Annotated in this window: 8 protein-coding genes and 1 tRNA gene; 5 read left to right on the forward strand and 4 right to left on the reverse strand. The window is 57.3% G+C overall.

Annotated elements, in window-relative coordinates; all coding sequences use genetic code 11:
• Window positions 1-519: 519 nt before the first annotated feature.
• The gene (gene hemN, locus ZBT109_RS05580; protein ID WP_038277846.1) at window positions 520-1911 is read right to left on the reverse strand and encodes an oxygen-independent coproporphyrinogen III oxidase; all 1392 of its coding nucleotides are present in this window, start codon (window positions 1909-1911) and stop codon (window positions 520-522) included.
• A gap of 515 nt (window positions 1912-2426) precedes the next feature.
• Between hemN and ZBT109_RS13785 the strand changes: the two genes are divergently transcribed.
• Both ZBT109_RS13785 and ZBT109_RS14090 read left to right on the forward strand, forming a co-directional pair.
• Window positions 2427-2621 (forward strand): hypothetical protein, encoded by a 195-nt coding sequence (locus tag ZBT109_RS13785; RefSeq protein ID WP_170144692.1) that lies wholly within the window; start codon window positions 2427-2429, stop codon window positions 2619-2621.
• A gap of 58 nt (window positions 2622-2679) precedes the next feature.
• Window positions 2680-2814 (forward strand): hypothetical protein, encoded by a 135-nt coding sequence (locus ZBT109_RS14090; protein ID WP_269460480.1) that lies wholly within the window; start codon window positions 2680-2682, stop codon window positions 2812-2814.
• Window positions 2815-2917: 103 nt separating this feature from the next.
• Here ZBT109_RS14090 and cydC read toward each other — a convergent pair whose 3' ends face one another.
• Together cydC and cydD are read right to left on the reverse strand one after the other, a co-directional pair.
• Entirely contained in the window at window positions 2918-4684 is a 1767-nt protein-coding gene (cydC, locus tag ZBT109_RS05590; RefSeq protein WP_051523731.1) for a thiol reductant ABC exporter subunit CydC, read from the reverse strand.
• A complete protein-coding gene (gene cydD / locus ZBT109_RS05595) occupies window positions 4681-6495 on the reverse strand; it encodes a thiol reductant ABC exporter subunit CydD (protein ID WP_027704829.1) in 1815 nt (604 codons plus the stop codon). Before cydD ends, cydC begins: the two co-directional genes overlap by 4 nt.
• Before the next feature lie 280 nt (window positions 6496-6775).
• Between cydD and gltX the strand changes: the two genes are divergently transcribed.
• Window positions 6776-8266, forward strand: a complete 1491-nt coding sequence (gltX, locus tag ZBT109_RS05600; RefSeq protein ID WP_027704828.1) for a glutamate--tRNA ligase — start codon at window positions 6776-6778, stop codon at window positions 8264-8266.
• Window positions 8267-8408: 142 nt separating this feature from the next.
• Window positions 8409-8484: transfer RNA gene (locus ZBT109_RS05605), tRNA-Ala, on the forward strand.
• Window positions 8485-9104: 620 nt separating this feature from the next.
• On the opposite strand, the gene gltA is transcribed toward ZBT109_RS05605, so the two are convergent.
• Window positions 9105-10406 carry a citrate synthase gene (gene gltA / locus ZBT109_RS05610; protein ID WP_027704827.1) on the reverse strand — a complete coding sequence of 434 codons (1302 nt, stop codon included), beginning with the start codon at window positions 10404-10406 and terminating at the stop codon, window positions 9105-9107.
• A 372-nt stretch (window positions 10407-10778) separates the two neighbouring features.
• Here gltA and ZBT109_RS05615 point away from each other — a divergent pair, with 372 nt between their 5' ends.
• Complete coding sequence (locus ZBT109_RS05615) at window positions 10779-13544, forward strand: 2-oxoglutarate dehydrogenase E1 component (protein ID WP_232012873.1); 2766 nt, start codon at window positions 10779-10781, stop codon at window positions 13542-13544.
• Window positions 13545-13702 lie beyond the last annotated feature (158 nt).

Raw genomic sequence — 13702 nt, forward strand, 5'->3', positions numbered from 1 at the left:
TAGCCGCCAGAATGAATCGCGCGGCTTATATTTTTATCCTGCTCTCTATCTTCTTCCTTTTCGGGCTTCTTGCTTTCGCAGTTCGAATATTTCTTCTGGTCTGCTTGTTGTCTCCCCGCGTTACCGTTCTCAACCCGTTGTGCTGAACGAGTCGTTACGCTCGAAGCGCAATGTCGGCTGCCTGATGTTTCTCTACATCATGCTCGCACGGCTACCTGCCTATAAGGCACTTTTATACATGACGCGCATAACGTTCCTTTTGCGCATACCGGCGTTGGGTATGAGTCTCTTTACGCTCATTTGATAGCGTGAACCCGTGAGGTGCGACGTTGATGCGGCGACACTCCTCAATATTTGTGTGAATAAATCGTGAGAAATAGCGACAAGTGGGCATTGGAGGGGGCAGCGATAGAGCCGGTGTTCGATACATGGCATGTGATGATGCCGGCAAACTGGGCAGCAAAAGGCCCCAGTGCAAGTGGCTGGGGCCTATGTCTTATCAGCGGGGCAGCTCTGGGTTCAAATGACTTTCGAATAGTGCTGATGCTTGTCGCGGCGCAGGTAGACATCGAAGCAGGCTGCCACGGTGCGTACGAGCAAACGGCCCCGTGGGGTGATGGTGATGGCGTCGCGGCTAACGTCGACCAGTCCGTCGGCGGCCAAGGGGGCCATCAGTGCCATGTCATCAGCCATGTCACGGCAGAAGTCGATGCCATAGCGCTGTTCAATGGCGGGAATGTCGAGCCGGAACTGGCACATCAAGGTGTTGATTATATCGCGACGCATGATGTCGTCAGGCGTAAGCATAACGCCACGCCATAGCGCGTGGCCTAGCGTATTAACGGTGTCCTGATAGGTGGCGACGTCCTTGACGTTCTGCGCGTAGGCGGTATGGAACGAGCTGATGGCCGAGACACCCAGTCCTAGCACGTCAGTGTCGCCGCGCGGTGTATAGCCTTGGAAGTTGCGATGCAGGTGCCCATTGCGTTGGGCTACTGCCAGTTCATCATCGGGGCGTGCGAAATGGTCCATGCCGATGAAGTCGAAGCCGCCTTCCGTCAGGCGCGCGATTGCCATCTGTAGCAGTTCGAGCTTTTCTTCAGCTTTGGGCATGTCCTCGGTGTGAATCAGTCGCTGCGATGGAAAGTGATCAGGCAGATGGGCATAGCTGAACAGGCTGATGCGATCGGGAGCCAGTGCCAGCGTGCGCTCCAGCGTATAAGCGAAGCGCTCAGCGGTCTGCAGTGGCAGGCCATAGATCAGGTCGATGCTGAAGGAGCGGAATCCGAGCGCGCGGGCGCGTTCGCGCAGACCGAAGATCAGTTCATCGTCTTGTTCGCGATGAATGGCCTTTTGAACCTCGCTATTGAAATCTTGTACACCGATGCTCAGGCGGTTGAAACCTTCTTCGTGCAGCTCGTCAATGAGTGTGGGCTCTATTCGGCGCGGATCGACTTCGATTGAAATTTCGGCATCGGGAGCGAACTGGAATGCCTTGTGCAAAAAGGCCAGTACGCGACGGCGCTGGTCAAGGCTTAGAAAGCTAGGGGTGCCGCCACCAAAATGCAATTGGACAACCTCGCGACCGGCAAATTGCGCGCCACGTGTGATGACTTCTTGTTCAAGGGTGTCGAGGTAATCGTCAACGATATCAAGCTGGCGCGTCACCATCTTATTACAGCCGCAGTACCAGCACAGTGTGTGGCAGAAAGGGATGTGCACGTACAGTGAGAGAGGGCGTCCGCGACCTTCCTCAATGGCTTCTTCCAGATCGTCGTCCTCAAACCCTTCATGGAATTCCAGCGCTGTTGGATACGAGGTATAGCGTGGGCCTGCGTTGTCATAGCGGTGAATCAGTTCGGGGTCCCACTCGACCGTCAGTGCGGCCGTCGGGGTGGCGGATGACGACATGTGAATTCTCCCTGAAAAGCGTCTGGCAGCACATTGCTATAGTGCGGCCTTTGAATGTCCTTCCTAGGCTTCAGTATACCGCAGCCCTACGCGAAGGCCGTGAAAAAGAAGCCCTATCCTTCAGTGCATCAACGAGCGATGCCATTGTTTGCACGGCCTGTTCTTTAAGGGTGCTTTCCTATGCCAAGTAGAGATACGTTAATGACCGCTCGCTGAGTGAGGAGCAGCGTTTTGCCATCAGTGGGCCTATTGCTGGCATCAATATTGATAACGGTTAGGTAACCACCCTCGGCAGAGTCACGTCCATAACTGATGCCATGTGCGCAGAAGATAAGGGGGAAAGCATCAGCACTCGATGATGAGTGAATTGCTCGACCCATCAAAAAGATGGCATAAGATCATCGCGTTTGAGCGGTGCGCATTCAATCTGCTGCTTGAGCACGACAAGTAACAATTAGGCTGTACGCTTGCTCTGCACTTGGGGGCTGGGTAAAGGTACGACGATGGGGTGAGCTATGAAGATTATGCCGGTGATGGCGCTATCTGTTTTGGCACTGTCCTGCGGAGCAGGCGCATCTGAGGGAGCACTGCCAGAGGTGCATAAAAGCGTTGCACAGATCTGTGCAGAGGCTAAACAGGACGTTGCACAGGCCAACCAGCAATACACAGGGGGCTGTTCTAACCGCCAGTGGTGTTGTGAATCGCTATGACAGTGAATTTATTAAAGATGAACGGTTCCGACTGCTTTCCGGTGATGATCTAGGGAACATGGTGGTGGTGTTTCGTCACCCCAGTACCCGCACATTGAAGGAAGGGCAGCAGTTCAAGGCAAAAGGCGTGATGACTCAGGTCGACACGCAGTTTGGCTGCATGATTTTGATGGAAAGTGGCCGCGTGCATTGACCCTGTCATAGGCAAAAGCCTTATGGTGCCGACAGTGAAAAGCCCCGCGTACAGTCAATGCTGCGCGCGGGGCTTGTCGATGGGTTTTTTGGGCACCTGCCTGCTATAGAGTCAGATGGCGCAGCATGCCTGCAAGGCGGCTGTCCGGGCAGTCCTTCAATTCGCGTGGTGCGCCCTGTTCGATGATGCGTCCCTGTTCAAAAATGGCGACGCGATCGAAGAGCGTCAGCGACTGCAGGTGGTGGGTAATAACCACTAGTGTGCGCCCTTGGCAGCGTGTGACCACCTCGTTCATCACCCGTTGCTGAAGGGCTATCTCAAGCCCTTCGGTCGGCTCGTCCAGCAGTACGATGGGGGCATCGACCAGCAGTGCTCGCGCCAGTCCGAAGCGGCGCAGCTGCCCGCCAGACAGAGAACTGCCACCCTCATCCGGCCAGCTGTCTAGTCCTGCGGGCAGGCTGTCCAGCCAGTCGCCCAGCTGCAGGGCGCGCAATACGTCTTCTAGCTGCTCGTCACTGGTATTGGGGGCTGCCAGCAGCAGGTTGTCACGTAGAGATGCACTGAACAGCTGCACATCCTGAGGTGCAACGCTGAATAGATGGCGCAGTGTTGTCTCGCTCAATGCCTTGATCGGTACATCGCCTAAGATAATCTGGCCAGCGTCCGGTTCAATGAAGCGTACCAGCGCATTCAGCAGGGTTGTCTTGCCGCCGCCCGACGGGCCTAGTAAGGCGGTATGCGTACCCGCAGGAAGCTGGAGAGAAACGTGCTGCAGCACTGGATGGTCGTCAAAGGCGACGCTGAGTTGGTCAATGGTGATGTCGTGGCTGCGCGGGGTGGCACTATCTGCATGAGGGAAGTGAATATCCGGTACTGTTGAGGTCAGATCGTCGATACGGCGCGCGGCGCGCTGGATACGCCCCAGATGCTGCCACGCCTGAGGCAGCATGGCGATGGCTTCGAACGCTCCCAATACGGTAAGCGCCATTAGCGCCACCAAGGTGGGGTCAAGATCGTGCTGTGTGACCCAGATGCCTGCTAGCCATAGTACTCCGGTTACCGTCAGCCCCAGCAACAGCTGCGACAGCCACTGTGACTGTCCCCACTGGCGTGCCAGTGTCAGTTCTATATCATCGCGTTGACGCTGGCCGTCAAGCAAAGCGCGTGAATTGGACTGCCAACGCCCATACAGCAGCAGCTCCGGAAGTGCCTGTAGCTGTTCGAGCAGGCGGCGGCGTAACTGCCCGTTGCGTTGCTGCCAGTCATCGGATAGGTGGTGGCCGCGGCGCCATGCAAGGAAAGGACCGATCAGTCCGCTGAACAGCAGTGCCAGTGCGGCAAACAGTCCGATAGGCAGCGCGAACCAGCCAATGACTGCGCCGCACAGACCGATGGCAACCATGGCGACCGTTGAGGGAATTAGTACGCGCAGGTAGAGGTTATCGAGTGTGTCGATATCGGCCGTCAGTCGTGTCATCAGCTCGCCGCTGCCCAAACGTTGAAGCGCGGCAGGGGAGAGTGGCTCAATGCGCAGATAGGTCGAGCGGCGCAGCACCGACAGCAGCTTAAGCGTGCCTTCATGCGTCGTGACGCGCTCTCCATAGCGGCTGGCAGTACGCGTGATGGCGAAGAAGCGCACGCCCGCTGATGGAATGGCGTAGTTGAAGGCGATGCGGGTGGCTTCAAGCAGCCCGGCCACGGCTGCGCCACTGATGAACCAGCCGGAGAGCGCCATAAGGCTGACGCTGGATACGAGGGCTATTAGGTTGAGCAGGAAGCCGGTGGCGAGCAGCAACCAGTAGGGCTTCATCTGGGCCAGGTAGGGCCACAGCTCACGCAGACGCAGTGGAGCGCCGTGGGAAGATGTCATGACGGCTCTCCTTGGGTATCCAGATCGGCGTGGGCGGCGTCGATGACGTTGGCCAGTGGGCCGTGGGGCTGGCTCAGCGCGCTCAGTGTATCGAAGGCACGCACGCGGCCCTGTTCCAGCAGCAGGATACGATCAGCCTGATTAAGCAGTGACAGACGATGGGTCAGCATGATGACCGTGCGGCCCTTGCTGAGTGTGGCAATGGCGCGGTTGACGATGCGCTCGCTTTGTTGGTCGAGGCTGGCTGTAGGTTCATCCAGCAGCACAAGCGGTGCGTCGCGCAGAAAGGCGCGTGCCAGGCCGATGCGGCGCGCTTGACCGCCGGAGACTGGCTGGCCGCCGTCACCGATGCGCGTGTGCAGTCCCTGTGGCAGCTGGTTGGCCCAGCAGCGCAGGTCGGTTTTGTCGAGTGCTTCCCATAGCCGATCCTCGTCAAACGGTTGGTCGTCCGGTAACGCAATCGTGAGGTTATCGGCCAGTGTGCCCGGAATCAGTGCATTGTGCTGTCCGACCCAGCTTAGTGCGTGCTGCCACTCGGACGTCAGCAAGTGATCAAGGCGTTCACCTGAGTGAAGAGTGATGGTGCCCTGTTCCGGCTGCATGAAGCCCAGCAGGGTGGTCAGTAGGGTGCTCTTGCCCGCGCCGCTGGGCCCGATAACGGCAATGGTTTCTCCCGCCGCTACGGAAAAACTGACATCGTTCAGTGCCGGCGATGCCTGACCGGGATAGCGACAGCTAACGTGGTTGAGTGTGATGCCCAGTGTATCCGGCACCGCCCAGTGTTTCGTCGTTGTAGTGCTAGCATCAGCGGATGGTGGTGCTTCGGTCAGCAGTGGCATCAGTACCTGGGCCGCCGCTTCCGCTTCGGCCTTGGCATGGTAGTGAACGCCAAGATCGCGCAGCGGCTGGTAGAACTCTGGCGACAAAATCAGCATGAATAGGCCGCCGAACAGGCTAAGCCCTTTACCCCAAGTACCGAAGTCAAACTGCCCCAAGTAAGTGAAGCCGATATAGGTAGCCAACAGGGCAATCGAAACAGATGCGAAGAACTCCAGTGCGCTAGAGGAGAGGAATGCCAATCGCAGCACTTTCATATTGCGCTGACGTACCCCTTCGGAGACTGCATAGATCTCGTTAGCTTGTTGATGTGAGCGCCCAAGCAGACGCAGCGTCGGCATCCCCTTCAGTGTATCGAGGAAGTGTCGGCTCATGCGGTGGGTTTCGGTCAACTGCTGGTCTTGGAGGTTCTTGGCTCCCCAGCCAATCATTGCCATGTTGAGTGGAATCAAGGGGCCTGTGATTAGCAAGATCAGTGCGGCGGCCCAGCTGACGGGCAGTACGGCGCAAAGAATGATCAGTGGAATCGTGCCGCAGAGCAGCATCTGAGGACGGTAATCGGCGTAGTAGTTTTGCAGCGCATCGACCTGATCCCACACCTGATTGCCCAGCGCAGCGCTGTGCTGGCGCTGGCTCCAAAGTGGGCCTCGTTCACCGATACGGCGCAGCACGTCTTCTCGTACCGACTGGCGGATTGCCAAGCCACAGCGTACGCCCGCTTCGGTGCGTAGCCAAGCCAGTGCGCCGCGTCCCAGAAAGGCCACCGGCAGTATGATCAAAGGTAGAGTCAGCGATGACAGTGGTGCATGCTCAATGGCAAGCCGATACACCACGCTAGCAATGGCCCACGCTTGCAGCAGTAGCAGTAGGGTGGACCCGGTCGCTGCCAGCATGATGACCCGATTCCAGCGACCGCCGCGACTGGCATTGGCGCGTAGCCACTGGGCGGGTGTGGGCAAAGGGTGTGATGACATGAAAACTCCAACGGAAACCAAACAGTGAGAAGACGGGCACTGCGAGCAGCGTGCATTTCACTTCATAAGAATAGGCGCATCGTGCGCTAGCCGAATCGGCGCGGCATAAAAAGCACGATGGGGTGAATGCGCTCTGCAATCTGGCAGGTCATGCTGATGCCTGCATCAAGTTCGCGTATGATAGCGTTTAATGTACACAAGGATACCCATGCAAAGAAGTCATCTTTGCTGAGATATCCTGCCATCGTTCGATCCTGTTCCCGTATCTCAAGGGGTAATCATGACTGTTCGCACGCGTATTGCGCCGTCACCTACCGGTGATCCTCATGTAGGCACTGCCTACGTTGCGCTGTTCAACCTGTGTTTCGCTCACCAGCACGGTGGCGAATTCATCCTGCGTATCGAGGATACCGACCGCGAGCGGTCGACCCGTGAGTCCGAGCAGATGATCTTCGACTCGCTGCGCTGGTTGGGCATTGAGTGGAAGGAAGGCCCGGATGTCGGTGGCCCTCATGGCCCCTATCGCCAGAGCGAGCGCGGTGACATCTATACCCAGTATGTCGATCAACTGCTGGCCTCTGGTCATGCGTTCAAGTGCTACCGTACGCCGGAAGAGCTTGATGCGCTGCGCGCAGAACGCAAAGAAGCCGGTAACTTCATGGCGCTCAAGGCAGAAGACCTGCAGCTGCCCGCTGACGAAGTCGCGCGCCGCGAAGCTGCGAATGCGCCGTATGTCGTGCGCATGAAGGTACCGCGCGAAGGCACTTGCATCGTCAAGGACATGCTGCGTGGCGAAATCGAGCTGGACTGGGCGCAAGTTGATGCGCAAATCCTGATGAAGTCTGATGGAATGCCGACCTACCATCTGGCCAACGTGGTAGATGACCATCTGATGGAAATCACCCACGTGCTGCGTGGTGAAGAGTGGATCAACTCGGCACCGAAGCACCAGCTGCTATATGAGTACTTCGGTTGGGAAATGCCGGAGCTGTGCCACCTGCCGCTGCTGCGCAACCCAGACAAATCTAAGCTCTCCAAGCGTAAGAACCCTACGTCGATCAATTACTATCGCCGCATGGGCTATCTGCCGCAGGCCGTGCTCAACTATCTGGGCCGCATGGGATGGTCGATGCCTGACGAGCGTGAAAAGTTCTCGCTCGACGAAATGAAAGCGAACTTTGACGTTACGCGCATTTCGCTGGGTGGTCCGATCTTCGATCTTGAGAAGCTGAACTGGCTCAATGGGCTGTACCTGCGTGAAGAGCTGACGGACGATCAGTTCATCCGTGCTATGCAAGAATGGGCTTTCAACCGCGAGTATATCGATCAGCTGCTGCCTGAAATCCGACCGCGCATCCAGAAATTGACGGACGTCATTCCGTTGGCAGGGCACTTCTTCGCAGGGCTGCCCGATGTGGCGCAGGACGACTTCGAGCTGATCAATCTGCCGGTTGAACAGCAGAAAGAGTTGTTGCAGCTGATGGTGTGGCGCTTCGAGAAAGTGCGTCACTGGGACAAGGACAGTCTGTTTGAGCAGGTGAAGGTGCTTTCCTCGCACTACGAGCTGAAACCCAAGCAGCTACTGGCACCGGTCTTCATGGCGATTACCGGCAGCCTGACCTCTACGTCCGTCATCGACGCCATGGCCATTCTGGGCTCCGATATGACCCGTGCACGTCTGCGTCATGCCGTCGACGTACTGGGTGGCTTTGGCAAGAAGAAACTCAAGGCGCTGGAGAAAACAGAGCAGCAATTGCCTCTTATCGACTGATGCCTTGACCGGTTGGGGCGCATAATGTACTATGCGCCCCGTCCTTTAACGTGATGCCGCACGAAAACTGGCATGTCAGCATGCTTCACCAGTGTGACTGACTCGATACGTTGTCGGTAGCCATACCCATAGCGTTTCGCTTGGGGCCTTAGCTCAGTTGGTAGAGCGCAACGCTGGCAGCGTTGAGGTCATCGGTTCGAACCCGATAGGCTCCACCAATTACTAACCCGAAGCTGCACATCGCCGTGCGGCTTCGGGTGTTTCCTCTCTGCAGCATGCAATTTGCTGTCATGGCGTGCGTTACAGCCATATCCTGCTTGACATTCCCTTGTTTTCCTCTACTTGTCCACTAAGTGCTAGCCGAACGCTACAGTTTTGGTCGCTTATGGCTCACGCTGGACCGCTATCCTTTTGTATTTGCAATAACTCTTTCAAAACAATGACTTATGATTGATCAAAAATTGATCAATTTGACGAAATCCCTTGAGCCACGGTCGCTATACGCGGGTCGGAAGACGTTTTTCACAGGCTTATCCACAGAAAGTGTGGAAAACCACCCCATCTGACTACATCGGCCGTTTTAGCTGGGGATGAAGTGGAAAACTCAGATAAGCACCACTTTCATGGCGTTGCTCTCCATCTTCCTCCGATTGCTTTTTACTATTACTCACCGTTACGAGAGTGCCCGGCCAGCGGTTTAGAAGGAGCTTGGGCGAGGAAGCTGGCGCAGAAAAAAGTGGTGAGTACCCGTAGGGGCGAGTCGCGTACGGTGATGCCACCGACAAAAAAGCCCTTGGCATATATATGCCAAGGGCCGGAGAAGCATTCGCTGCCTGCGCTACTTATCATTAGGTGCGTGCGCAGGATAGTGCCGTTCGGTTGGGCCTACATACAGTTGGCGTGGGCGGCCGATGCGGTGAGGGTGGCCTGCCATTTCATTCCAGTGCGAGATCCAGCCTGCCGTGCGTGCAAGCGCGAACATGACCGTGAACATGTTGGTTGGAATGCCGATCGCACGCAGGATGAGGCCCGAGTAGAAATCGACGTTTGGGTATAGCTTGCGCTCGATGAAGTACGGGTCTTGCAGAGCAACCTCTTCCAGTCGGCGGGCAATCTGTAGCTTGGGATCGTTGGCCATGCCCAGTGCGTCCAGCACTTCATCGCAGCTTTCCTTCATCACTTTGGCGCGCGGGTCGAAGTTGCGGTAAACGCGATGCCCGAAACCCATCAGACGGAACGGGTCGTTCTTATCCTTGGCGCGTTCGATATAGCGCTGGATGTTCTCTTCGCTGTTCTCGCCGATATCGTCCAGCATGTTCAGAACGGCTTCGTTGGCACCACCGTGTGCGGATCCCCATAGTGCGGCGATCCCTGCGCTGACACAGGCAAACGGACTGGCTCCTGTGGAACCCGCTAGACGTACCGTGCTGGTTGACGCGTTCTGTTCATGGTCGGCATGCAGCATCAAAATGCGATCAAGTGCGCGGACCACAACAGGGTTGGGGACATAGGGCGCACATGGCGTTGCAAACATCATGTGCAGGAAGTTCTCGGTGTAGCCCAGCTCGTAGCGCGGATACATGAAGGGCTGGCCGATGCTGTACTTGTAGCACATGGCCGCCAGCGTCGGCATTTTAGCCAGCAGTTGCACGGCAGCTTCTTCGCGATCGCGCGACTCTGCAAAATCCAGCATGTCGTGATAGAACGCTGACAGTCCGCCGATCACGCCGCACATGACCGCCATCGGGTGTGCATCGCGGCGAAAGCCGGTGAAGAAGCGCACCAGCTGCTCGTGGACCAGCATTTCCGCCTGCACTTTCGACATGAACTCGGCGTACTGCGATGGGGTGGGCAATTCGCCGTGAAAGAGTAGATAGGACAGCTCCAGAAAACTGGAGCGCTGGGCCAGTTCATCAATCGGGTAGCCCCGGTAGAGCAGAATGCCTTGGGTGCCATCGATATAAGTGATGGCCGAGGCGCAGGACGCCGTCGACATAAAGCCTGGGTCGTAGGTCAGTAGCCCTTGGGTAGACAGTTGACGGACATCAAGTACATCGGGGCCCAAGGTACCTGACAGAATGGGGAGTTCAATCACTTGCCCATCAATATGTAGAACGGCCTGTTTCTTGTTGGATGACATGCACTCATTCCTTACATCGTTGTAGTTATTGTGGGATTAGGAAGGTCTTGGCGTGAGGAAGCTGCGGTTTGCCGTAGACCTGCAACGCTGGATATCAAGCCAAAGCGTAGAAGACAGTGTGATCCGTGACTGTCAGATGTTGCTCTACGGTTCTTTCAGTGTTACCTCAGTAAGAGAGGATTGTCATCCCCTGCTTGAGGCTAAAAGGACACCGCTTGCACTAAAAGGCAGCGAGTGGGCGAAAAGTCCTCTTAAGCTACCGCGGCAATCTTGCTATATTAAGCCTCTTGTCTCCGGTCCTCTTTAATATCGAGGGAGCGGAAGAAGGCCGGCAGAATGACAACACCGATTCGCAGGCAGGTCCGCACGCGCATGAAACAGACACAAAAAAATAGCCGGATGGCGGCTCTCTGGCGCAGCTCGCATATGAATGGCGCCAATGCGCACTATGTCGAGCAGCTATTCGAGCGCTATCTTGATGCTCCCGACAGCATTCCTGAACAGTGGCGTCACTATTTCGATACCCTCGTCGAAGATTCGAAAGCCCATGTTCCTCTTTCCTCTGTTCGCGAACGCTTTCGCGGGCAGGCTAGCCTTCGCCAGCGCATCGCAGCGCCTTCGCCAGCGGTAACGCGTGAGCAGCAAGTGACCAGCCATGTGCGTTCGTGGATAGACGCTTGGCGTCGTCACGGCCACCGGCAGGCACATCTTGATCCGTTAGCGCTTCAGTCGCCGGAAACGGTGGCTGAGCTGGACCCTGCTACGCATGGATTGACGGTGGCTGATATGGCGCGTGAGCTGGATATACGAGCGATGGAGCTGCCGCACCATTTGCCGGCGCGTATGACGCTGATGGCACTGCAAGGCTGGTTGGTTGAGACCTATGCTGGAGCGCTGGCGGTCGAAATACCGCTTGATGATCCTGACGCGCGGGCGTGGTGGCTGGCGCGTATCGAAGCGCCACAGCGTGCTGCATCGCGTGCAGAGCAGCAGGCACTGTTGGAGCGTCTGACTGCCGCCGATGGTTTCGAGCGCTATCTGGCTGGCCGCTACCCAGGGGCCAAGCGTTTTGGGCTTGAAGGTTGCGATGCCTTGATTCCTCTAGTGGATGCGCTGATGCATGAGGCCGCCGGTAAGCTGTCGCACGTTATGATTGGAATGGCGCACCGTGGCCGCCTTAACGTGCTGGTCAATGCGCTGGGCAAGCCGCCTGCGGCCGTCATTGACGAATTTGAAGGGCGTGCACCGCATACCGGCACCAGTGGCGACGTCAAGTACCATCTGGGCTACCACAGCACGCGCCAGTTCCCCAATGGGGCTCTGTTATGCGAGCTGGTGCCTAACCCTTCCCACCTTGAAATCGTTACCCCTGTGCTGCAAGGGGCCGTGCGTGCGCGTCAGGATCAGGACGGTGCACAGGTACTGCCTATCGCAATGCACGGCGATGCTGCATTCGCTGGGCAGGGTGTGGTCATGGAATGCCTGCAGATGTCGCGCACACGAGCCTTCGGTATCGGCGGCACTGTCCATATCGTCATCAACAATCAGATTGGTTTCACGACGTCGCGGGCGGATGATGCTCGTTCGACGCGCTATTGCACGGATATCGCGCACATGCTGCAGATTCCCGTGTTGCATGTGAATGCTGATGAACCTGAAGCGGTGCTGCGTGCCGCGCGTCTGGCGTTTGAATGGCGGGAGCACTCAGGTCAGGATGTGCTTATCGACCTGATCGGCTACCGTCGCCGTGGTCATAATGAAGCTGATGAGCCCTCCGGCACGCAACCACTGATGTATGCCAAGATCCGCCAGCAGTCCACGGCACAGCAGCGCTATGCCGAGCGCCTAGTGGCGCAGGGACGGGTCAGTGCTGAGCAGGTGAAACAGCTGGCCGACGACTATCGCAAATGGCTGGAGTCATCCGCGCCTGCCTCAGCGCCGCAGGCGAGCGTTTTTGATGTGTCGGCACTGCCTGCACTAACGCCCGAATCGCTGGTTGCTCTGGGCGAACGTGCCTTTGCCGTGCCGGCCGATCTATCCCTTCAACGCCAGGTCGAGCGCGTCTACGAAGACCGCCAGCGCATGCTGACGGGCGAGATACCGCTAAACTGGGGGGCAGCAGAACTACTGGCATATGCCTCTGTGTTGGCTGCTGGTCACCCCGTGCGTCTTATTGGGCAGGACAGTGGGCGAGGCACGTTCTCGCATCGCCATGCCGTGTTGCACGACCAGCAGATGGACAAGGCATGGGTGCCGTTGCAGCACCTTTCTGCACCTCAGGCACCTTGTGTCATACACGATTCGTTGCTCTCAGAAGAGGCCGTGCTCGCTTTTGAATACGGTTATTCAACCGCAGCGCCGCAGTCTCTCGTGCTGTGGGAAGCTCAGTTCGGCGATTTCGCCAACGGGGCGCAGGTCGTGATCGACCAGTTCATTGCGGCGGGTGATGCAAAATGGGGACAGCGCTGTGGTTTAGTGCTGCTGCTGCCTCACGGCTATGAAGGCCAAGGGCCAGAGCATTCTTCGGCACGTCCCGAACGCTTCCTGCAGCTGTGTGCGGAAGAGAACATGTTCGTTTGTACGCCGACGACACCTGCACAGATGTTCCATCTGCTGCGTCGCCAGCTGATGCTCGGCGTAGCTAAACCGCTGGTGGTTATGCAGCCGAAGAGCTTGCTGCGCCATCGCTTGGCGGTTTCTTCACTGGAAGCGCTAGCGGACGGCCATTTCCAGACCATGCTGCCGGACGATCAGGCCGATGCATCGCGGGTAACGCGTGTCGTGCTGTCGGCGGGCAAGGTTCACTATGATCTGCTGGCCGAGCGCGGCGCGCAGGCGCATCAGGATACGGCTTTGGTGCGTGTCGAGCAGGTGTATCCCTTCCCGGTCGAAGAAGTGGCTGCTGAGTTGGCACGCTATCCTGCTCTGAAAACACTGGTATGGTGCCAAGAAGAACCTCGCAACCAAGGTTACTGGCAGGGCGTGCGTGATGCCCTTGATGAGGTAGTGGCGCGGTCGGGTGATCGCGCGAGCGTGCGCTATGTTGGTCGCCCGTCAGCGGCGGCTCCTGCCACGGGTAGCGCTCATCAGCACGCCGAAGAGCAGTGCGCGCTGGTAGAGGCGGCCTTCAAGGCATAATCAACGCGGCCGTATCGCGCTTCAAGCGCTGATGCGGTCGCTTTTTATACGCGCCATGCGTGATATAGACCTAATACACGACGTTTAGATATGTCCGCCGGTTCCCGCCCTGAACCGGAGTAGCTGGATGGATCAGGGCGGAATGCAGGCAAGGAATT

Origin of the sequence: Zymobacter palmae (assembly GCF_003610015.1) — a bacterium.
In the GTDB taxonomy this organism is placed as follows: Bacteria; Pseudomonadota; Gammaproteobacteria; order Pseudomonadales; family Halomonadaceae; genus Zymobacter; species Zymobacter palmae.

Coding starts and splice junctions, on each gene's coding strand:
- hemN (WP_038277846.1), bottom strand. CDS start 1,911: ATGTCGTCATCCGCCACCCCGACGGCCGCACTGACGGTCGAGTGGGAC.
- ZBT109_RS13785 (WP_170144692.1), top strand. CDS start 2,427: ATGAAGATTATGCCGGTGATGGCGCTATCTGTTTTGGCACTGTCCTGC.
- ZBT109_RS14090 (WP_269460480.1), top strand. CDS start 2,680: ATGGTGGTGGTGTTTCGTCACCCCAGTACCCGCACATTGAAGGAAGGG.
- cydC (WP_051523731.1), bottom strand. CDS start 4,684: ATGACATCTTCCCACGGCGCTCCACTGCGTCTGCGTGAGCTGTGGCCC.
- cydD (WP_027704829.1), bottom strand. CDS start 6,495: ATGTCATCACACCCTTTGCCCACACCCGCCCAGTGGCTACGCGCCAAT.
- gltX (WP_027704828.1), top strand. CDS start 6,776: ATGACTGTTCGCACGCGTATTGCGCCGTCACCTACCGGTGATCCTCAT.
- gltA (WP_027704827.1), bottom strand. CDS start 10,406: ATGTCATCCAACAAGAAACAGGCCGTTCTACATATTGATGGGCAAGTG.
- ZBT109_RS05615 (WP_232012873.1), top strand. CDS start 10,779: ATGAAACAGACACAAAAAAATAGCCGGATGGCGGCTCTCTGGCGCAGC.